The following is a 19,594-nucleotide window of genomic DNA, read 5'->3' as shown; positions in this document are numbered from 1 at the left end:
ATGAACCGCCACGCCGCCCCCGTCCGGACGATGTAGCGCAGGCCGTTGAAAACCTCGCGAAGCTCGTGGTCCCGTTGCTCGGAATCCTCTCGCATCAGCCTCAGGTAAGGCGACACGACAGCCCATTCCTCATCGCTCACGTCCGACGGGTAGGCAAGGCGATCAAGGCTCATCACCACCAACAGACACGTCGCCTAAAAGTTCATAACACGCTCTAGCTGCTGGAGGTGCTGAATGGCGCCGCCTCGATCCTCTACGGGCAACTCAGGCCGGGCTGCGACATCAACGCGATCAGCAAGCGCTCCCTCGGCGTGCCGTTCAACAAGATGAACTACACGGTCGGCACCTGCGGGCTGAAGGAGGTCTCGGGCGACTCCGCCGGCCTCGTTAACCCCGACGGGGAATGGTCTGACCGGCTGTTGCGCGACAGCGGCACGTTCGTCGACTTCACGCCGGACGACAAGTGCTACATCGCCCCGGCGATCACGTGGCGGCCGTCGATCGCGACCTCGGTGACGCTGCCGGGTAATTTATCAGGAGATCCAGACCAGGCATCAGCCGCCGCTGCCGGCGGTCGGCACGCTGCTCGACAACCCGCCGTTCGGCCGCTTCCCCGTCAACCGGTTCTATGGTGAGCCCGGCTTCGACAAGTTCGACAGCCGGTCCGGTGCGGTCGGCTACATCGTTGATCACGCCTTCTCGGAGGCGGTGCGCCTGCGGTACGCCGTGCGCTACTATCAGGCTGGCGTGGACTGGGACTATCTCTTGGTCCCGAGCCTGCAGGCGAACCGGCAGACCGCCACCCGCCGCATCAATTCTCGCAACGAGAACGCTACGGGCGTCACCAGCGACACGTCGCTCGAAGGGAAGTTCGCGACCGGACCGGTCGCGCACACCCTGCTCACCGGCATCGACTACTACCGCGCCTTCCTGAATTCCGAGCGCTATCAGACCGGCACCGTCGGCACGCTCAACGTCTACGATCCCGTCCACGGCCTCAGCGTCCCCAGGCCGAACTTCGCCGTCAACTCCGGTTCGAAGAGCCTCGTCGATCAGGTCGGCCTTTATGCCCAGGACTAGATCAGGTTCGACCGCTTCGTGCTGCTGCTGGGAGGACGCCAGGACTTCGCCAAGACCCAGAACCTCGCCTACCTGACCGGCGCTCGGATCGAGCAGAACGACAGCGCCATCAGTGGACGCGCCGGCCTCGTCTACCTCGCCGATCACGGCGTCGCGCCGTACGTCTCCTACAGCCAGTCCTTCGCTACCTTCGCGCAGACCGACCGCAACGGGAACCCGCTCCAGCCCACCACCGGCGAGCAGTACGAGGGCGGCCTGCGCTGGGAAATCTCTGGGGCGGACACCCTGATCAGCCCCGCGGTATTCGAGATCAACCAGAAGAACGCCCTGGTGCCGGACCCGGTCAACTCCGCGTTCCAGACACAGACGGGTGAAGTCCGCTCGAAGGGCTTCTAGGTCGAAGGCCGGACCAACTTCGGGCCGCTACAGCTTGTGGCCTCCCACTCCTACACCGATGCCCGGACCACGAAGACCACGGACTCGAACAACCTGAGCCAGCGCATCGCCGTGGTGCCCTACAACCTCGCCTCGGCCTTCGGCACCTACGACATCGGAACCTTCAGCATCCCCGGCCTGCGGCTCGGCCGTGGCGTGCGCTACGTCGGTTCGGCCAACATCCCGGGGTCGGCGTTCGACACCAAGGAGGCGACGCTGTTCGACTTGGTGGCGAGCTACGATTTCGGTGTGGCGGACCGCACTCTGGCCGGCTGGCGGGCGCAGCTCAACAACCGCAATGTCACCGACAAGATCTATGTCGGCTGCGCTGCGGCGACCCAGTGCAGGTATTACCCGCCGCGCAACGTCTTCGGGACGATCGCGTATCGTTGGTGAAAGGCCATTTCTCGGACGCTGATAATTGTCCCGATGCGAGATCGCGGCCGGGCCGTGGCGCAGCTCTTCGAGGATGGTTCCGCCGCGCTGAACCCGACCGATCCCGCACCGGTCAGGTGTAATCCGCCACCGGCTTCACAGGCCCGCTCCGAAGCAAGGTGTAGAGGAACGGCACGAACAGCAACGTCGAGGGCGTGCCGAAGGCGATGCCGCCCATCACGGCGCGCGCCAGCGCTGCGTTCTGCTCGCCGCCCTCTCCAGTGCCGAGCGCCATCGGAATGAGGCCCAGGAACATCGCGCCGGCCGTCATCAGCACCGGGCGCAGCCGGGTGTCGCCCGCTAGCAGTGCGGCCTCGGCCGCACTGCATCCCGTCGCCTCGCGATGCTCGCGGGCGAAGGTGACGAGCAGAATCGAGTTCGCCGAGGCGATGCCCACCGACATGATCGCGCCGAACAAGGAAGGGATCGAGAAGGTCGTGCCGGTGACGAACAGGCTCGCCACGATGCCGCAGAAGGCCAGCGGCAGGGCAGCCAGCACCACGACGGGATCCCCCCAACTCTGGTAGTTGACCGCCATCAGGAGGTAGACGGCGATCAATGCGATGCCGAGCCCGACGCCGAGGCGGAAGAAGGCCGAGTCCATGTTCTCGATCTGGCCGCGCACGCTGATCTTGTCAGGGGCCGGCAGGTCCTTCTGCGCGTCGGCCACGATTGTGCGGATCTCCTTGGCGACCGAGCCGAGGTCGGAATCCTGTACGGCTGCGTAGACGTTGAAGGTCGGCGCGGTGTTGACGTGGTTGATTACCGTCTGCACCCCCTGGCGCCGGAAGTCAGCGACGCTGGACAGCAGCGTCAGCACGCCGGGCTGGTCGCCCTCGCCGCGCACGAGCAGCGGGGTGTTGCGCAGGGCCGTGAGGGAGTCGTTGCGGTATTCGGGCGTCTGCACCCAAAGTTGGTAGGGGATGCCGGTCTTGGGGTCCGACCAGAAGTTCGGTGTCACCTGGAAGGAGCCGGCCAGCGACACGTTGAGCCCCTGGGCCACCTGCTGCTGGGTCAGCCCGAGTTCCGAGGCCAGGCGCCGGTCCACGTCCACGAAGAATTGCGGCGTGCCCACGATCTGATGGAGGTGGACGTCCACCGCGCCGCGGGTCTCCTTGAGGCGGGCGGCGATGCCCTGCGCCACCGCGAGGTCCTTCTCTGTGTTGCGGCCCGAGACCTGAATGTCGATTTGCGCCACCGTGCCGAAGTTGAGGATCTGCGTGATGATGTCGGAGGGCTGGAAGTAGACGACGAGATCGGGGAAGCGCTCGCGCAGGGTCTCGCGCAGCCGCTTGGTGTAGGCGGCAACCGGGCCGTGACCCTGCTTGAGGTTGATGAGCATCTGGCCGTCGTTGTTGGCCACGAATGAGCCGTCCGAGAAGGCGAAGTTGTAGTTGTTCGAGGGCACGCCGATGTTGTCGAGGACCTGCTCGATCTCGCCCTCGGGGATCACCTCGCGCACCGTCGATTCTACCGCGGCGAAGACCTGCTCGGCGGTCTCGATGCGCATGCCGGGGCGGGTGCGCAGGTGCATCGTGATCTGGCTCGAGGCGACCTGCGGGAAGTAGTCCTGGCCGACAAAGCCGAAGAGGGCCGCACTGCCGGCTAGGATCACACCGACGAAGACCAACGTCGCGGTGCGGTGGCGCAGGATGGCGTGCAGCAACCCGAGATAGCCCCGGTGGAAGCGGGCGAACCGCGCCTCGAAGCCGTGCCGGAAGCGGCCTGCGGTGCGGAAAAGAGGTCCGAAGAGATAGGCAAGCGCCCGACCGATCCGGCCCCGCCGGGGCGGCTTCGCGCCGTCGCCATGGCGCTCGGCGTATTCGCGGGCCACCAGTACGTCGATCAGCACCGGCACCAGGGTGCGCGACAGCAGGTAGGAGGTCAGCATCGCGAACACGACGGCTAGTGCCTGCGGCGTGAACAGGTATTTGGGCGTGTCGGTCAGCGCGAAGACCGAGACGAAGGCCGCGCAGATCGAGAGGGTCGATATCAGAGTCGGCTTGGCGATGCTGGCTGCCCCCTCCACCACGGATTCGCGGAAAGGCTGGCCCTCCTCAAACAGGCGGTAGGTGTTCTCGATCGCTACCGTGGCGTCGTCCACCAGGATGCCCACCGCCAGGGCGAGGCCGCCCAGCGTCATCACGTTGATGGTCTCGCCTAGCGCCGCGAGCACGGCGAGCGAGGTCAGGATCGAGAGCGGGATCGAGATCAGCACAACGATGGTCGAGCGCCACGAGCCCAGGAACAGGAGAATCGTCAGGCCGGTCAGGCAGGCGGCGATGGCGGCCTCGTGCACCACGCCCTCGATCGCGGCCGAGACGAAGACCGACTGGTCGAACAGTGGCTTGATCGTCATGCCCTCGGGGGCGGCGGCGCGGATCTCGGGCAGCGCCTTTTTGACGTTCTCCACCACGTCGAGGGTCGAGGCGGTGCCATTCTTGAAGATGCGCATCAACACGGAGTGCAGCCCGTCCGAGCGCACGATGTTGACCTGCGGTGGGCCGCCGTCGCGCACATAGGCAACGTCGCGCACCAGCACGGGCTGGCCGGCCACGACCTTGATCGGGATCTGGTTGAGGGCCTCCAGGGCCTCCGGCGTGGCGTTGAGCTGGATCGGGTATTGTTGCTCGCCGATCTTAGCCAGACCGGATGGGACGGTGAGGTTCTGCGCCGTCATGGCGTTGGTCACGTCCAGCGCCGTCAGCCCCAGGGCCTGGAGGGCGTGCAGGTCGAGGTCGACCATGATCTGGCGCGGCGTGCCGCCGAAGGGGGAGGGCAGGGTCGACCCCGGCACCTGCACCAGGCGCTGGCGGATGCGGTATTGGGCGTAGTCGTAGACTTTGGTCAGACTCTCCTTTGTGGAGGTCAGGGCGAGCTGGATCACCGGTACGGAGGAGGCGGAGAAGCGCAGCACGATCGGCGGCTGGACGCCGGGCGGCATAGCCGAGCGGATCGAGTTCATGGCCGAGACGACCTGGGAGATCGCCAGGTCGATGCTCACCTGCGTGTCGAAATAGACCTTCTGGACCGCCGTGCCCTGCAGGGTGGTCGATTCCATCCGGCGGATATTGTTGACGTTGTTGGAGAGGGAGAACTCGGCGTAGGTCGTGATGCGCCGCTCCATCTCCGTGGTGGAGAGGCCGGTATAGGTCCAGACCACCACGACCACGGGGATGTCGACGGTGGGCAGCACGTCCTTGGGCGCCACCACGATCGCCGCCACGCCGCCGAGCGACATCAGCACGGCCAACACGTAGATCGTGATGCGGAACTTCAGCGCGTAGCGAACGAGGCCCATGCGGTCTCCGCGATGCGGCTCTCGTGCCCCATCATCGCATCATGAATGCAGTCTCCACCGGATGGTACGATTGTTTCCAAAGCATGTCCGGGCCGGCTGGCGCGCGCGATGCCGCAGTCCGGGGCCGGTCACATTGCCTTGCCGGGTTTCCCGTCCTTCTTCTTCCGTGGCGGCGTCTCGCCCTTCGGGTCGGCCGGGCAGATGCCCTTCAGCACGGTCCACTCGGCCTCGTCGAGAATGTGCCTCTTGTCCGCGTCCGGCCCGGCAAGTCCTCGGATGGTGGCGGCGCGCTCGCGGGTGAAGGGGTGGCTGCGCAGAAAGGCCGCGTCATCGTCCGCCTCGTCCTTGGCGATGCGCTCTAGGATTGCGGCAAGGCCCGCGCCGTTGCCGCCGACGCGGGTCGTCATCGCGACGGCGTATGCGTCGGCCGCCCGCTCGGCGTCGCGGCTGTAGCCGGCCGAGAGGGCGGCCTGGCCGAGCGCCACGACGATTGTGGAGCCGGTGAGGTCGCCCAGGATCAGGCTCAGCAGGAACGAGGTGCCCGAGGCCTGGATCAGCGCCCGCGTCGGGTCGCGCACGGCGACATGCCCGAACTCGTGGGCCAGCACGCCCGCGAACTCGTCCGCGTTCCGCGCCTTGGCGATGAGGTCTGAGAGGACGATGACGCGGGCGCCCGGCAGCGTCAGGGCGTTCGCCGTGTTGTGGCGGCGCACCACGACCTTAAGGTCCGGGGGCAGGCCGCCGCCTGCCGTCATGCGCGCCACGAGGCGGTCGAGGACGGCGCGTGCGGCCGCGTCCTTGCAGAGTGGCGGATCGTCGAGGAGGCTGACGACCTGCCCCTCTACCGCCGCGCCGAAGCGGGATTCGACGCCGGCCGGCAGGAGGGGCGCCAGCAGGCCGGCGAGGGCCGGAACGCCGAAAATCGCCACCAAGAGCACCGACAAACCGGCCGCGACCGACCAAAGCACGATCTTCAGAGTGCCACCTTCCTCCGGGCGCTGGCGCAGGTCAGGGCAGCGGGCCGCGAGCGCCGCCGCGAGGGCCTCGTCGGAGAACTCGATGCGGCCAGGCTCGGCCGGGACCGAGAGCCGCGTCAGCGGGGGCAGGGCGTCGCCGGCCCGGAGGTCGATTAGGCTCCAGTCGCGGCGCAACGCCGGCCCCGCGATCTCCAGGGTGTGGTCGGTCAGGCGCAGGGAGACCGGGTGCGGCTGGGCGCTGTGGCCGTCGAAATAGGTGCCGGCCGCCGTGATCGGCTCCATCAAAAGCCGATCTGGAGGGCGCCGCCCACGTCGAGTGCGTCGGCGAGGCCCTCGTTCAGGCCGCTGCCGGGCCCTTGCGCGGAGGCCAGCACCCGGTTCAGGGCGTCCGCGTCCAGGATCACCGTGCTCGTCGCCACCGCAGCCCAGAGCCGGGCTTGGATTAGGCGGACTTGGAGGACTGTGAAGATGAGCGCTCCGCCGAGGTAGAGCGTGATTCCGCCGATGGTTAGGGCCCAGTGCGTACCGCTTCCGCCGGCTGCCTGCGCCGCGAGGCCCACGATGGCCGCCAGCACGGCAACGAGGACGACGAACCCGAGGATCGTGAGGACGTAGACGATGTAGGGCCAGTAGTACTGCCGCGCCCGCAGGCTCGAGGCCAGCCGCACAGGCCCGAGGCTCGCCGCCGCCATGAACGCGCGGGTCTCCCGCGCCCGGTAAAAGGGGATCAGCAGCAATGCCGCCGGCAGGCAGATTCCGGCCAGGACCACGAAGGCGATCCCCAGCGTGGCGGTGGCCGTGCCGGCATAGGCGGGGTTGAAGCCGAAACCGCCCGGCTTGCCCCCGCCCTTGGGGACGAACAGGTCGGCGGGGACCGTGAAGTGGTTGGCCGCCAGGAAGGCGAGGCCGACGGCCAGCAGCGGCAGCAGGCCGACCGCGTAGATCAGCAGCCAGGGCCCGAGGATCGCGGTGCCCCGCGCCGAGGACTCCATCCGGCTCGTCCCCACCAGGGTGTGGCGGATGCGGTAGCGCTCCAGGCTCGCCCGCATGAACGGGAAGGCGAGGCCGAGGGTCAGGAGCGTGACGAGCCACCAGCCGGCGGCCATCGCGGCGTAGGCGAGGCCCGAGCCGTCCTGGCCGAGGCGGATGCCGCGCCACAGGGTGCGCATCGCCCGGTAGCGCCGGCCGCGGTAGATCGCGAACTGCCCGAGCACGAACAGGAACAGGAACGAGATCACGGCCGAGAACGGCGCGATCTGCGGCACCGCGAGGGCCACCGCGAACAGGCCGATATAGACCGGCACCAGGATGGCGAGCGCCACGAGGAAGCCGAGGAACAACTCCTTGCCGGTGCCGGTGTACTCGCCCGGCGAGCCGTCCACGACGGTGCGGCTCCAGAAGAAGCGCCGCAGGTTCGTCATGTACCAGAAGCGGTAGATGCCGAAGGTGACGAGCGACAGCAGGAAGCCCTTGACGGCGATGCCCGTCAGCCCGGTGACCCGCAGGTCGAAGGTGACGCCGCCTCTGCGCGACGGGCTTCCGCCCGCCAGACCCCCTGCATCCATCAGACCGCTCCCGCTCAGTCCGGCGCCGCGCCGCGGCCGCCTCCTGCATCCCGCACGCTTATGGCGGGGTGCGCGCATCGGCGAGGCGGGAAAACGCACATCGCCGAGAGGCCGGCGTCCGGCCACCGTCCGGCCGCCTCCGGTGTCAGCGCAGCAGGGTCGCCTTGTCGACCTGGAGGCTTGCGGCGATCTCGTCCAGCGCCTTGTGCTCCACGTCGCTGATGCCGCCGAAATCGGCCACGTCCGCCGCGATCAGGAACACGTCCTGGCGCTGGTCCACGGGGCGCTCGACGATGGCCTGGACGAGGCGCAGGTTCTCGATACGCCCGGCGCGGGTCTTGGCGCGGGCGATGCCCTCGTAGAGTTCCTGCTCGATCCGCAGGGTGTCGTAGGATTTCTCGAGGATCGGGTTGGCGCGCATGCCCGTGATCGCCGATTCGATCTCCTCCTCGGCCACGTCGCCGTCGGCGATGATGACGTTGGCCGCCGCCGAGACGGCCGCCTGGAGGAACACCGCATCGCCGGCATAGGACATGATCGTCCGGCCGAACCGAAGGATGGCGTCCTGGAATATGCTCATGCCCACCTCCCGCTGAGGCGAAAGGCAGGCATCGGCCCGGCCGAGTCAAGTGCCCGCAAGCGGTTGCCCACGCCGGCTCGTCCGACGATGCGGCCTCCGCACCGGGCGATCCGGCGGCGGGTCAGCAGCAACGGAACCCGCTGGTGTTGCCGACGCCGAAGCGGGCGTTCTCGCGGTTGCGGAAGAACTCCGTCTCGGTCATCGGCTCCCGGTCGGGGTGGGTCTTGCGGACATGCGCGGCGTAGGCCGCGTAGTTTCCCTGTCCCACCATCAGCCGGGCGCCGTCGCAGACGCATTGTGACAGCGTCTTCCAGCGGTCCCGCAGGCTCTGCTGCGCGTCGAGCATACGCCTACTCCGCCGGGACGGCGCGCGCGTCCGTCTCCAGGGCGGTCCAGCGGTCGGCCCGGAAGGCGCGCAGGCAGGCCAGGATGCCGAAGGCGGCGATGGCCACGACGAGGGCGATGAACATCGCGGCGAGCGCCGCGTCGATGCGGTCGTTGAACACGATCTGGCTCATCTGGCCCGCGTCCTTGGCTGGCGCCAGCACCTTGCCCTCCGCCATCGCCGAGGCGTAGCGGTCGGCATGCGCCAGGAAGCCGATGCGCGGGTCGGCGGAGAAGATCTTCTGGTAGCCGGCGGTCAGGGTGCAGATGCAGAGCCAGACCGTGGGGATGATCGTGACGAAGGCGTAGCGCTCGCGCTTCATCTTGAAGATCACCACGGTGCACAGCGTCAGCGCCACGGCGGCCAGCATCTGGTTCGAGATGCCGAAGAGCGGCCACAGGGTGTTGATGCCGCCCAACGGGTCGGTCACCCCCTGGTAGAGGAAGTAGCCCCAGGCCGAGACGCAGAGCGCGGTGGCCAGGATGCTCGGCACCCAGGCCGTGGTCTGCTTGAAGGACGGGATCGCGAGCCCGAGCAGGTCCTGCAGCATGAAGCGGCAGGCGCGGGTGCCCGCATCCACGGCGGTGAGGATGAACAGGGCCTCGAACAGGATCGCGAAGTGATACCAGAAGGCCATCATCCCCTTGCCGCCGATGGCGCTGGAGATGATGTGCGCCATGCCGACCGCGAGCGTCGGCGCGCCTCCGGCCCGCGAGATGATGCTGCTCTCGCCCACGTCCTTGGCGGTCTGGACGATCAGGTCGGGGGTCGCGGCGAAGCCCAGCGCGGTCACCGCGGCGGCGGCGCTCTCGGGTGTGGTGCCGAGCAGGGCGGCCGGCGAGTTCATGGTGAAGTAGACGGCCGGATCGATGACGCAGGCGGCCACCAGCGCCATTACCGCGACGAAGCTCTCCATCAGCATGCCGCCGTAGCCGATGAAGCGGGCGTCGGCCTCGGTGGCGATGAGCTTGGGCGTGGTGCCCGACGAGATCAGGGCGTGGAAGCCCGAGACGGCGCCGCAGGCGATGGTGATGAACAGGAACGGGAAGAGCTGGCCCGACCAGACTGGCCCGGTGCCGTCCACGAACTTGGTGATCGCCGGCATGCGCAGGTGTGGGGCGACGAAGGCGATGCCCAGCGCCAGGCCGACGATGGTGCCGATCTTGAGGAAGGTCGAGAGGTAGTCGCGCGGGGCGAGCAGCAGCCAGACCGGCAGGATCGAGGCGATGAAGCCGTAGCCGATCAGCATCCAGCAGAGCTGGGTGCCGGTGAAGGTGAACATCGGCCCCAGGACCGGATGGTCGTTGATGCTGCCGCCGTAGACGATGGCGAGCATCAGGAGCACGAAGCCGAGGATCGAGACCTCGCCGATCTTGCCGGGCCGGACGTAGCGCGAATACACGCCCATCAGCATCGCGATCGGGATCGTCGCCATCACCGTGAAGGTGCCCCAGGGGCTGTCGGCGAGCGCCTTGACCACGATCAGGGCCAGCACCGCCAGCAGGATGATCATGATGAGGAAGGTGCCGAACAGGGCGATGATGCCGGGGATGGTGCCGAGTTCGGCCCGGATCAACTCGCCCAGGGAGCGCCCGTCGCGGCGCATCGAGACGAACAGCACCATGAAGTCCTGCACGGCGCCGGCCAGCACCACCCCGGCCAGGATCCAGAGCAGGCCCGGCAGGTAGCCCATCTGCGCGGCGAGCACCGGGCCGACGAGGGGGCCGGCGCCGGCGATGGCCGCGAAGTGGTGGCCGAACAGCACCGTCCTGTTGGTGGGGACGTAGTCCAGGCCATCGTTGTGGCGTACGGCCGGGGTGACCCGGCTCGGGTCGAGGCGCATCACGTGGTCGGCGATGAACAGGGAGTAGTAGCGATAGGCGATGATGTAGGTGCAGACCGCCGCCACCACGATCCAGAGGGCGTTGACCGCCTCGCCGCGCTCCGTGGCGACGATCGCCAGGGCCGCCGCGCCCAGCGCTCCCACCAGGGCCCAGGGCCCGTGTTTGCCGATTGCGCCCATCGTCTCGCTCCCGTTGCCGGCTCTCGAGGGCCGGCACTCGGGCTCGTTTCTGACGGAAATCTCCGCGCGTGAAAACACGTCTCGTTCACCACGGGCGGACAACCGGGCGATCCTGTCGCATCCCGCCGCGCGCGCGGCGTCCCGGTTTGACGCCCGGCGGCCCCGATCCTAGACCGCAGCCTCTGGATCAGCGGTGGAGACGGTGATGGCGAAGGTCGCGTTCCTCGGTCTCGGCGTGATGGGCGGCCCGATGGCCGGGCATCTCGCCGGGAAGGGCCACGCGGTGACGGTCTACAACCGCACCGCGGCCAAGGCCGAAGCCTGGGTGAAGGCCCATGGCGGATCGCAGGCTTCCACGCCCCGCGCGGCGGCGCAGGGTGCCGAGATGGTGTTCGCCTGCGTCGGCAACGACGACGACCTGCGCGGCGTCGTCCTGGGCGCGGACGGGGCGCTGGCCGGCATGAGCGCCGGCGCGGTCTTCGTGGACCACACCACGGCCTCGGCCGAAGTCGCCCGCGAACTCGCCGCCGCGGCCTCCGAGAAAGGTGTGGGCTTCGTCGACGCCCCCGTCTCAGGCGGCCAGGCGGGCGCCGAGAACGGCGTGCTCACGGTGATGTGCGGCGGGGACGCGGGCACCTACGCCAAGGTCGAGGGGGTGATCGCGGCCTACGCCCGCGCCTGCCGGCTGATGGGTCCGGCGGGCGCCGGCCAGCTCACCAAGATGGTCAACCAGATCTGCATCGCCGGGCTGGTTCAGGGCCTGTCGGAGGGCGTCCACTTCGCCAAGCGCGCCGGGCTCGACGTGGAGGCGGTGCTCGACGTGATCTCCAAGGGCGCGGCCGGCTCCTGGCAGATGGAGAACCGCGGCGCCACCATGAACGCGGGCAAATTCGATTTCGGCTTCGCGGTGGACTGGATGCGCAAGGACCTCGGCATCCTCCTCGACGAGGCCCGGCGCAACGGCGCCAAGCTCCCCGTGAGCGCCCTCGTGGACCAGTTCTACGCCGAGGTGCAGGCCATGGGCGGCAACCGCTGGGACACGTCGAGCCTGGTCGCGCGCCTGGAGCGGTAGGCACGGGCCTGTGGGCGAGACCTTCGCCCTCGCCTACAGGCCGCCCTACGACTGGGCCGGGATTCGGACGTTCCTGGCCGGCCGCGCGATTCCCGGCATCGAGGTCGTGGGGTCGGAGAGCTACCTCCGCAGCGTCGCTCTCGCGGGCGGGCAGGGGTTCGTCACGGTCGGGCACGGCGCTGGCGACGCGCTTGCGGCTCACATCCGCTTCCCGGATGCGGCGGCCCTTCCGGAAATCCGGGCGCGCCTGCGCCGCCTGTTCGACTGCGACGCCGACCCGAATGTGATCGGCGCGCATCTCTCCGCCGACCCGCATCTGGCGACCCTGGTGGCCGCCCGCCCCGGCCTGCGGGTGCCGGGCGCCTGGGACGGGTTCGAACTCGCCGTGCGCGGCATCCTCGGGCAGCAGGTCTCGGTGGCGGCCGCGACCCGGCTCGCCGGGCGCCTGGTCGCCGCCTTCGGCACGCCGCTCTCCGAGGCGACGGGGGCGGGGCCGACGCACGTCTTCCCCACGCCCGAGCGCCTCGTGGAGGCGGATGTCGCCGCCGCCCTGAACATGCCGCGGGCGCGGGGCGCCGCGATTCGGGCGCTGTCCGCCGCGCATCTGTCCGATCCCGGCCTGTTCGCGCCGGGCCCCGACCTCGCGGCGGCGCTCGCGCGGCTCACGGCGATCCGCGGCATCGGACCCTGGACGGCGCAGTACATCGCCATGCGGGCCCTGCGCGAGCCCGACGCCCTGCCGGTCGGCGACGTCGGCCTGATGCGCGCCCTCGACCTCGGCGCCGGCCGCCCGAGCCCGGCCCAGCTCCTGGCGCGGGCGGAGGGCTGGCGGCCCTGGCGCGCCTACGCCGCCCTGCACCTCTGGGCGAGCGATACCCCGGTGCAGGTGTCTTGAGGACCTGTTTGAACTCCAATCAATCCCCTCATCCTGAGGTGCTGCGAAGCAGCCTCGAAGGAGCCCTCCAGATATCGCAGAGACTTCTGGAGGGCTCCTTCGAGGCTTCCGCTGCGCGGAAGCACCTCAGGATGAGGGGGATTGTTAGGAGAGGCGATTTAATCAGCGAATTTTACTGTCCGGAATTTATTTTCTGACATCGAAAAATCAACTTCCGAAGCGCTCGAACTTCGGAAAACTGCGCGTCATCAGGCTGCCGGCCTCGGCCCGGTGGCCCATCCACTTCTCCAGCACCTGCGGGTTGGCGAGGCGCGCCTGGCCCGCGCTGTCGCGCCAGGGCAGGCCGTCACTCAGCCTGAACACGCAGGCATCCACCAGGCTCGTCTGCCGGCAGCGCTGGAGGCGCACGCCCTTGCCGCGGGCGAGTTCCGGCAATTCGCCGAGGGGGAAGACGAGGAGCAGCTTGTCCGCGCTGCACACGGCCACGTGGTCGCCCTCGCCCGCCGGCACCAGGAGGGCGGCGGTGGCGTCCCCGTCGAGCCCGAGGATGCCCTTGCCCTTGCGGGTGTTGGCCACCAGCGCGTCGGCCGGCGCCAGGAAGCCGCGCCCGTCCGTGCCGGCGATCAGCAGGCGGCTCTCCGGCCGGTAGGGCAGGGCGGCGACGACCTCCGTGCCGTCCTCGAAATCGACCATCAGGCGGACCGGGTCGCCGAAGCCCCGCCCACCCGGCAGCTTGGCGGCCTCCAGGGTGTAGACCTTGCCGTTCGAGGCCAGCAGCAGGATCTTGGCCGTGGTCTCGCTGGGAAACGCGATCTTGAGGCTGTCGTCGCCCTTGAAGGCCACCCCGGAGAGGTCGGCCACGTGGCCCTTCAGCGCCCTGACCCAGCCTTTCGCCGAGACGATCACGGTGACGGGCTCGCGCTCGACGAGGGCCGCGGTGAAGTCGATGCCGGCGGTGTCGGGCGGGTTCTGGAGGGTGGTGCGCCGCTTGCCGAGCCGGGTCTCTGGCCCGAAAGCCTTCTTGACCGCCCGGATCTGCTGGGTGACCGTCTTCCACTGCGCAGGCTCCGAGCCGAGCAGGGCCTCAATGCCCTCCTTCTCCTGCGTCAGCGCCTCGAACTCGCGCTTCAGCTCCATCTCCTCCAGGCGGCGCAGGGAGCGCAGGCGCGTGTCGAGGATGGCGTTGGCCTGGAGTTCGGTGAGTTCGAACCGGGCCATCAGCGCGGCCTTGGGCTCGTCCTCCTCGCGGATGATGCGGATGACCTCGTCGAGGTCGAGGTAGACGATGAGCAGGCCGCCCAGGATCTCCAGGCGCCGCTCGATCTGGCCGAGGCGGTGGCGCGAGCGGCGCTGGAGCACGACGCGGCGGTGGTCGAGCCACTCGCGCAGCACCTCGGCGAGCCCGATCACCTTGGGCACGAGGCCGCCCACCAGCACGTTCATGTTGAGGGGGATGCGGGCCTCCAGCTCCGTGAGCCGGAACAGGGATTCCATCAGGATCACGGGGTCGACGCTGCGCGAGCGCGGCTCCAGCACCACGCGCACGTCCTCGGCCGATTCGTCGCGCACGTCGGCCAAGAGCGGCAGCTTCTTCTCCTGGAGGAGTTCGGCCATCTTCTCGATCAGCCGGCCCTTCGGGATGCCGTAGGGGATCTCGGTGACGACGATGTTCCAGGTGCCCCGCCCCAGGTCCTCCTTGGCCCAGCGGGCGCGGACCCGGAAGCTGCCGCGGCCGGTGCGGTAGGCCTCCGTGATCGACTCGGCCGAATCGATCAGGATGCCACCGGTGGGGAAGTCCGGCCCCTGCACGAAGGTGTTGAGCTGGGGCGAGGTCGCCTGCGGGTGGGCGATCAGGTAGAGGGCCGCGTCGCAGAGCTCGGCCGCGTTGTGGGGCGGGATCGAGGTCGCCATGCCGACGGCGATGCCCTGGATGCCGTTGGCGAGCAGGTTCGGGAAGGCCGCCGGCAGGACCGAGGGCTCCTCCTTCTCGCCGTTGTAGGAGGGCCTGAAGTCGACCGTGTCCTCGTCGAACCCGTCGAGGATGAGCCGCGCGACCTCGGTGAGCCGCGCCTCGGTGTAGCGGTAGGCCGCCGGCCCGTCCCCGTCGATGTTGCCGAAGTTGCCCTGGCCGTCCACCAGCGGATAGCGCTGGGCGAAGTCCTGCGAGAGCCGCACCAGGGCGTCGTAGATCGCCTGGTCGCCGTGGGGGTGGAAGTCGCCCATCACGTCGCCGACGATCTTGGCGCACTTCTTGTGCGGGGTGTTCGGGTCGAGGCGCAGCAGGCGCATGCCGTAGAGGATGCGCCGGTGCACCGGCTTCAGGCCGTCGCGGGCGTCCGGCAGGGCCCGGTGCATGATGGTGGAGAGCGCGTAGCGGAGATAGCGCTCCTCCAGCGCCGATTTCAGTTCGACGCTCTCGATGCCGTCACCGGCGGACGGCGGCTCGAAGGGCTGGCCCATGACGGCTCCGGTGATGGTTGAAAATGGAACATAGCACGAACGTCATGTCCCGGCAGCAAGGCCGAGTGCGACGAATCGTGCCCGCTCCTCCGGGACGGGGAGGGCGCGGGGTTCCCAGATGTGCTGGCGCAGGAAGTACCCGGTCAAGGTAAACCCTTGCGAAACGCCGTCCGGCCCCGGCGCGCCGCCCTCGCGCAGGAAGCCCGGCAACGGCAGCAGCCGATCGCGAAAAGGCTCGCCGGCCGATGCGCTGACCGCGCGGCCCGTGCGGGGCGAGACGTAGACGAGGGCGTCGTTGCCCCCCGTGGCCGCGCATTCCGAAAAGTCGAGGCCGAAGCCGAGTTCGGACAGGATCGCCAGTTCGAAGCGCACCATCAGCGGCGGGGCGACCGCCCCGTCGTCGAGGTGCTCCACCAGCACGCGGGCCGCCTCGTAGAGGTCCGGGTGTGGGTCGCGCTCGGGCAGGAGGCGCAGCAGCCCGGCCATGTGGGTGACGCCGTAGAGGGCCAGACTCGATCCGATCAGCCGCGAGACCTGTGAGTCCAGGGGCTCGACCCGGTAGGCGCCCAGGCCCTCGTCGAGGCGGGCCCGCCACGTCACCCGCACCCGGTTGCCGGGCTGGAGCACGGGCTGCATCCGGCGCGAGCGCCCGCCGTGGACGAGGCCGAGATGGCGCCCGTGCGCGCGGGTCAGGGCCTCCAGAACGGCGCCCGTCTCCCCGTGCCTGCGCACGCCGAGCACGAGGGCGTCGTCGGTCCACTGCATGGGACCACCATAGGGAATTTGCCGGAGTTTGCGACAGCCCCGGTGCGTCCAGCGCTTCCGGACGGCCGGCAGGGGCGATAACCCTAGGTCGCCAGGGAGGATTTTTTGGATGCCGCTTCCGCACCCGCACCATGCCGCGCTGCTCGCCGTCTCGCTTGCCGTGTCGGGCTGCACCACGGCGAGCCCCGCGCCGGAGGCCGCCGCACCCGCGACCTTGCGCGAAAAGATCGCGGCGCTGGCGCTCGCGCAGGTCGCCTTCGGCTCGGTCTCGCTGCTGCCGGTGCGGTTCGAGAGCAGCCGCATCGCCGGGCCGTTCGAAGATGGCGGGCGCACCCTCTACTGCGTGTCGAGCCAGATGAAGGGGCGCAGCTTCGGCAAGGCGGAGCGCCCGAAGGTGGTGGTCCGTGAGGACAAGGCGGCCGGCCGCATCAGCGTGATCGACGACGACGAGGTCTGCTCCGGGCACCGCAGCGAGCCGTTTTCGGAGTTGGATCGCCTCGGCAACGGGCGTTGAGGCGGTGTTTTGGCGTGGCGTATCGGCCGGCTCGACCGACCGCTGTCGACCCTTTGCAGAGATCAGGAACGTCCGCCTGCGGGCTGCTCGGTCAGACTGAGACCTACTACGGGGACGACCCGACTTGTGGCCGATGCGAAGCAGGTCCGAAGCGAGCCGCCGCGAAGTCGAGGAACGACCGGAGCTTGGGCGTAAGACGTCAGTCCGGAGCGTAGAGAATGTGAAGTGGTCGTTCCGAGCGCCACTCAGGCAGGATGTGCACCAGCCGTCCCGTCGCCACGTCGTCGGCCAACACCTCCTCGACGTGCAAGACGATGCCCAGCCCTGCCAGGGCCGCCTGCCGTAGGGCCTCACCGCTGTTGGTCGAGAACCGCGAGACGATCGGCACGATCGTTTCACCCCCATCGCCGTAGAAGGTCCAGCGCTCTTCGAGGGCAGAACCGGCGAAGCCAAGGCAGGTGTGCCGCGCGAGATCGCTAGGGCGCTTCGGTTGGGTATGCTGCGCGAGGTAGGTCGGCGACGCGCAGGCGATCAGCCGCAACGGACGCAGGCCGCGCGCGATCAGGGCGCTGTCGCGAAGCAAGCCCGCCCGGAACACGCAGTCGTAGCCTTCGTCAACAAGATCGACCACTCGGTCGCTCAGGGTGAGGCGCACGGACACCTCCGGGTTTTCGGTCATGTAGATGGGCAGCAGCGGCGAGAGGCTGTGTACGCCGAAGGAAAAGGGGGCGTTGATGCGAAGCTCACCTCTGGGTTTCGCTCGGCTTTCAGCCGCCAATGCTTCTGCCGCTTCCAACTCTGCCAGCACGATGCGCGTGCGTTCAAGGAAATCCCGCCCGGCATCGGTGAGGCTCTGCCGACGCGTCGTCCGGTTGAGGAGCCGCACGCCCAGGTGCTCCTCAAGTTGACGAATATGCTTGCCGACCATCGCCGCCGAAATGCCAGCGGCATCGGCCGCCGCCGCGAACGAGCCGGTGTCCGCAACGGTGGCGAAGACCTCCATGCTGGCGAAACGATCCATGATTCCTGACTACCGGTATCGAGTGTCGCAATTGATTGTCGATTTATCACCGGAACGAGGAGGTCCAAACCTAACCCAACGCCGACGCGGTCGGCACACGGATGAGGAGAACGAGCATGACAATCGCAGTCATCGGAACGGGCAATATGGGCAGCGGCTTCGCCAAGCTGTTCGCCAGCACGGGCGAAAAGGTCGTCATCGGTGCCCGTGACCCGGCCAAGGCTTCCCGCCTCGCGCAGGACATAGGCGGCAGTGCCGAAGGCGGTGGGATCGCCGCAGCGGTGAAACTCGCTGACGTGATCCTCGTCGCCGTCTGGTGTCAGCACTTCGAGGAGTCGATCCGCGCGGCTGGCGACCTGTCCGGCAAGGTGATCATCGATATCTCGAACCCCGTAACCGAGGACTTCAAGAGCCTCCGGCTAGGGCACACGAGTTCGGCCGCCGAGGAACTGCAAAAGCTCGCGCCGCATGCCAAGATCGTGAAGGCGTTCAACACGGTCTTCGCGCAACTCCTCCCGTCCGAAGCGCGCTCGGGACGTGTTCGGGTTCAAACATTTGTGGCGGCTGACGACGAGACAGCCAAAAAGACGGTGTTCGACCTTGCCGCCAAGGGCGGCTTCGAACCCGTGGACAGCGGTCCCTTGTCAAACGCGCGGTTCCTGGAGCCGATGGGCGAGCTCAACATCCACTTCGGCTTCTTTCTCGGCCAGGGCACGGGCGTCGCCCCGGCGTGGGTCAAGGCTGCTGCCTGATCCCTTCTCGACCATCCCAGCTTCAGCCAGTGCCTAATCAGGGCGCGAGGCTCAGCACGGAAGTGGAGCGTAACTCCCCAATTCAGAGAGAGTGTCCATCATGAGCCGTATCGTTCGTTTCCATGAGACCGGTGGCCCCGAAGTCCTGAAGATCGAGAACGTCGAGGTGCCCGCGCCGCGTGAAGGCGAGGTCCAGATCAGGGCCAGAGCGCTCGGCATGAATCGGGCGGAAGTGATGTTCCGGACTGGTCAGTACGTGACCGAACCGCAATTCCCGGCGATCAGCGGCTACGAGGCGGCGGGTGTCATCGAGAAGGTCGGCCCCGGCGTCGAGGGCTTCGAGCTTGGCGACAAGGTCAGCGTCGTGCCGTGCTTCATGCTCGGTGAGTATGGTTTACACGGCGAGTTGGTGAACGCTCCGGCCTTCGGAGTGGTGAAGCATCCGGAGAACCTGTCGTGGGAGCAGGCCGCCGCCACCTGGATGATGTTCACGACCGCCTACGGGGCGCTGGTCGATATCGCGAAGGTGCAGCCGGGCGACGTGGTGTTGATCCGAGCGGCGTCGTCGAGCGTCGGCTTGGCCGCTATTCAGATCGTCAACATGCTGGGAGGCGTCTCGGTCGCGCTGACACGCGGCGGCTCGAAGCGAGACACGCTGCTCGCGGCGGGTGCTCAGCACGTCATCGCCACGACAGAGCAGGATCTTGTCGCGGAGGTGAAGAAGATCACCAGCGGTAAGGGGGCGCGCATTGCCTTCGACCCCGTGGGTGGCTCGGAGGTGCCGAAGATTCTCGAAGCCCTATCGTTCCTCGGCATCTTCTTCCAATACGGCGCGCTCGACTTTAGCGACGTGCCGGTGCCCGTGCTGGCCCTGCTCGGCAAGGACCTTACCATCCGAGGCTACCAGCTTTTCGAGATCACCAAGGACCCGCAGCGGTTGGAGCAAGCCAAGGCGTTCATCGTGGAGGGGCTGGCCTCTGGTGCCTTGAAGCCCGTCATCGCCAAGACTTTCAAGCTCGATGAGATCGTAGAGGCCACCCGCTTCATGGAGAGCAACGAGCAGGTTGGAAAGATCGTGCTGACGGTCTGAGCGGTGGCTGCCCGATCGACAGACAACATCGGCCTCGCTTCGGCGGGGCCGTTCTGCTGTAGGAGCATGTCTGCTTCCGGATCAAGAGCCAAGGTCCGTTAGCCACACGTTGCGGTCGGTCCAGCCTGATTCCGAATCGCACCGTTCCAGATGCCGACCCACCCTTGCGCCGCGGCACGGGGAATGCTCCGATTCCCCCATGCCGCGTCCCCTTGACCTCAGCCTCGACCTCATCGCCCGCGCC

The 19,594-nt window shown here is 68.2% G+C and carries 17 protein-coding genes and 1 pseudogene; 8 read left to right on the top strand and 10 right to left on the bottom strand.

Annotation, left to right across the window (positions count from 1 at the left end; genetic code table 11):
• Nucleotides 1–173, bottom strand: a 173-nt coding sequence (locus tag COGEMETH_RS03415; RefSeq protein WP_238181223.1) for a transposase, incomplete at its 3' end; no start/stop codon positions are given.
• A 54-nt stretch (nucleotides 174–227) separates the two neighbouring features.
• Between COGEMETH_RS03415 and COGEMETH_RS03410 the strand changes: the two genes are divergently transcribed.
• From COGEMETH_RS03410 to COGEMETH_RS03400, 3 genes and pseudogenes are all read left to right on the top strand, one after another.
• Nucleotides 228–635 carry a hypothetical protein gene (locus tag COGEMETH_RS03410; RefSeq protein WP_238181222.1) on the top strand — a complete coding sequence of 136 codons (408 nt, stop codon included), beginning with the start codon at nucleotides 228–230 and terminating at the stop codon, nucleotides 633–635.
• 73 nt (nucleotides 636–708) lie between these two features.
• Nucleotides 709–1,080, top strand: coding sequence for a hypothetical protein (locus tag COGEMETH_RS03405; protein ID WP_238181221.1), 372 nt, complete (start codon nucleotides 709–711; stop codon nucleotides 1,078–1,080).
• Between the two features lie 18 nt (nucleotides 1,081–1,098).
• A pseudogene (locus tag COGEMETH_RS03400) lies at nucleotides 1,099–1,911 on the top strand (TonB-dependent siderophore receptor).
• A 112-nt stretch (nucleotides 1,912–2,023) separates the two neighbouring features.
• Here the strand turns inward: COGEMETH_RS03400 and COGEMETH_RS03395 are convergent.
• The 6 genes from COGEMETH_RS03395 to COGEMETH_RS03370 form a co-directional block, all read right to left on the bottom strand.
• On the bottom strand, nucleotides 2,024–5,251 hold the full coding sequence (locus tag COGEMETH_RS03395; RefSeq protein ID WP_238181220.1) for an efflux RND transporter permease subunit: 3,228 nt from the start codon (nucleotides 5,249–5,251) through the stop codon (nucleotides 2,024–2,026).
• Between the two features lie 128 nt (nucleotides 5,252–5,379).
• Nucleotides 5,380–6,510, bottom strand: coding sequence for a M48 family metallopeptidase (locus COGEMETH_RS03390; protein WP_238181219.1), 1,131 nt, complete (start codon nucleotides 6,508–6,510; stop codon nucleotides 5,380–5,382).
• Nucleotides 6,510–7,793, bottom strand: coding sequence for a YjgN family protein (locus tag COGEMETH_RS03385; RefSeq protein ID WP_238181218.1), 1,284 nt, complete (start codon nucleotides 7,791–7,793; stop codon nucleotides 6,510–6,512). The genes COGEMETH_RS03390 and COGEMETH_RS03385 overlap by 1 nt, the downstream gene beginning before the upstream one ends.
• Nucleotides 7,794–7,938: 145 nt before the next feature.
• Nucleotides 7,939–8,373 carry a tellurite resistance TerB family protein gene (locus tag COGEMETH_RS03380; protein WP_238181217.1) on the bottom strand — a complete coding sequence of 145 codons (435 nt, stop codon included), beginning with the start codon at nucleotides 8,371–8,373 and terminating at the stop codon, nucleotides 7,939–7,941.
• 121 nt (nucleotides 8,374–8,494) lie between these two features.
• Entirely contained in the window at nucleotides 8,495–8,719 is a 225-nt protein-coding gene (locus COGEMETH_RS03375) for a YbdD/YjiX family protein (protein WP_238181216.1), read from the bottom strand.
• 4 nt (nucleotides 8,720–8,723) lie between these two features.
• Complete coding sequence (locus tag COGEMETH_RS03370; protein WP_238181215.1) at nucleotides 8,724–10,781, bottom strand: carbon starvation CstA family protein; 2,058 nt, start codon at nucleotides 10,779–10,781, stop codon at nucleotides 8,724–8,726.
• A 205-nt stretch (nucleotides 10,782–10,986) separates the two neighbouring features.
• Here COGEMETH_RS03370 and COGEMETH_RS03365 point away from each other — a divergent pair, with 205 nt between their 5' ends.
• On the top strand, nucleotides 10,987–11,853 hold the full coding sequence (locus tag COGEMETH_RS03365) for an NAD(P)-dependent oxidoreductase (RefSeq protein ID WP_238181214.1): 867 nt from the start codon (nucleotides 10,987–10,989) through the stop codon (nucleotides 11,851–11,853).
• A 10-nt stretch (nucleotides 11,854–11,863) separates the two neighbouring features.
• Nucleotides 11,864–12,748, top strand: a complete 885-nt coding sequence (locus tag COGEMETH_RS03360) for a DNA-3-methyladenine glycosylase family protein (protein WP_238181213.1) — start codon at nucleotides 11,864–11,866, stop codon at nucleotides 12,746–12,748.
• A 207-nt stretch (nucleotides 12,749–12,955) separates the two neighbouring features.
• On the opposite strand, the gene parC is transcribed toward COGEMETH_RS03360, so the two are convergent.
• Entirely contained in the window at nucleotides 12,956–15,208 is a 2,253-nt protein-coding gene (gene parC / locus COGEMETH_RS03355) for a DNA topoisomerase IV subunit A (protein ID WP_238181212.1), read from the bottom strand.
• Nucleotides 15,209–15,250: 42 nt separating this feature from the next.
• Complete coding sequence (recO, locus tag COGEMETH_RS03350) at nucleotides 15,251–15,973, bottom strand: DNA repair protein RecO (RefSeq protein WP_238181211.1); 723 nt, start codon at nucleotides 15,971–15,973, stop codon at nucleotides 15,251–15,253.
• 109 nt (nucleotides 15,974–16,082) lie between these two features.
• Here recO and COGEMETH_RS03345 point away from each other — a divergent pair, with 109 nt between their 5' ends.
• Nucleotides 16,083–16,487: a hypothetical protein gene (locus COGEMETH_RS03345; RefSeq protein WP_238181210.1), complete on the top strand. Its 405-nt coding sequence runs from the start codon at nucleotides 16,083–16,085 to the stop codon at nucleotides 16,485–16,487.
• A gap of 199 nt (nucleotides 16,488–16,686) precedes the next feature.
• Here the strand turns inward: COGEMETH_RS03345 and COGEMETH_RS03340 are convergent, their stop codons facing one another.
• Complete coding sequence (locus COGEMETH_RS03340) at nucleotides 16,687–17,508, bottom strand: LysR substrate-binding domain-containing protein (protein WP_306421723.1); 822 nt, start codon at nucleotides 17,506–17,508, stop codon at nucleotides 16,687–16,689.
• Nucleotides 17,509–17,624: 116 nt separating this feature from the next.
• On the opposite strand from COGEMETH_RS03340, the gene COGEMETH_RS03335 reads away from it, so the two are divergent.
• Nucleotides 17,625–18,260 (top strand): NADPH-dependent F420 reductase, encoded by a 636-nt coding sequence (locus COGEMETH_RS03335; RefSeq protein WP_238181209.1) that lies wholly within the window; start codon nucleotides 17,625–17,627, stop codon nucleotides 18,258–18,260.
• A 100-nt stretch (nucleotides 18,261–18,360) separates the two neighbouring features.
• Nucleotides 18,361–19,350, top strand: a complete 990-nt coding sequence (locus COGEMETH_RS03330; protein WP_238181208.1) for a zinc-dependent alcohol dehydrogenase family protein — start codon at nucleotides 18,361–18,363, stop codon at nucleotides 19,348–19,350.
• Nucleotides 19,351–19,594: the final 244 nt, after the last annotated feature.

Origin of the sequence: Methylobacterium trifolii (assembly GCF_022179685.1) — a bacterium.
GTDB lineage: Bacteria > Pseudomonadota > Alphaproteobacteria > Rhizobiales > Beijerinckiaceae > Methylobacterium > Methylobacterium trifolii.
Note: the sequence above shows the minus strand (reverse complement) of the source record. Positions and strands in the feature narration are given on the sequence as shown.

Excerpts from the sequence above, each read along its gene's own strand:
- COGEMETH_RS03395 (WP_238181220.1), bottom strand. The coding sequence starts at position 5,251 with ATGGGCCTCGTTCGCTACGCGCTGAAGTTCCGCATCACGATCTACGTG.
- recO (WP_238181211.1), bottom strand. The coding sequence starts at position 15,973 with ATGCAGTGGACCGACGACGCCCTCGTGCTCGGCGTGCGCAGGCACGGG.
- COGEMETH_RS03370 (WP_238181215.1), bottom strand. The coding sequence starts at position 10,781 with ATGGGCGCAATCGGCAAACACGGGCCCTGGGCCCTGGTGGGAGCGCTG.
- COGEMETH_RS03345 (WP_238181210.1), top strand. The coding sequence starts at position 16,083 with ATGCCGCTTCCGCACCCGCACCATGCCGCGCTGCTCGCCGTCTCGCTT.
- COGEMETH_RS03390 (WP_238181219.1), bottom strand. The coding sequence starts at position 6,510 with ATGGAGCCGATCACGGCGGCCGGCACCTATTTCGACGGCCACAGCGCC.
- COGEMETH_RS03330 (WP_238181208.1), top strand. The coding sequence starts at position 18,361 with ATGAGCCGTATCGTTCGTTTCCATGAGACCGGTGGCCCCGAAGTCCTG.
- parC (WP_238181212.1), bottom strand. The coding sequence starts at position 15,208 with ATGGGCCAGCCCTTCGAGCCGCCGTCCGCCGGTGACGGCATCGAGAGC.
- COGEMETH_RS03380 (WP_238181217.1), bottom strand. The coding sequence starts at position 8,373 with ATGAGCATATTCCAGGACGCCATCCTTCGGTTCGGCCGGACGATCATG.
- COGEMETH_RS03375 (WP_238181216.1), bottom strand. The coding sequence starts at position 8,719 with ATGCTCGACGCGCAGCAGAGCCTGCGGGACCGCTGGAAGACGCTGTCA.
- COGEMETH_RS03340 (WP_306421723.1), bottom strand. The coding sequence starts at position 17,508 with ATGGATCGTTTCGCCAGCATGGAGGTCTTCGCCACCGTTGCGGACACC.
- COGEMETH_RS03385 (WP_238181218.1), bottom strand. The coding sequence starts at position 7,793 with ATGGATGCAGGGGGTCTGGCGGGCGGAAGCCCGTCGCGCAGAGGCGGC.
- COGEMETH_RS03335 (WP_238181209.1), top strand. The coding sequence starts at position 17,625 with ATGACAATCGCAGTCATCGGAACGGGCAATATGGGCAGCGGCTTCGCC.
- COGEMETH_RS03365 (WP_238181214.1), top strand. The coding sequence starts at position 10,987 with ATGGCGAAGGTCGCGTTCCTCGGTCTCGGCGTGATGGGCGGCCCGATG.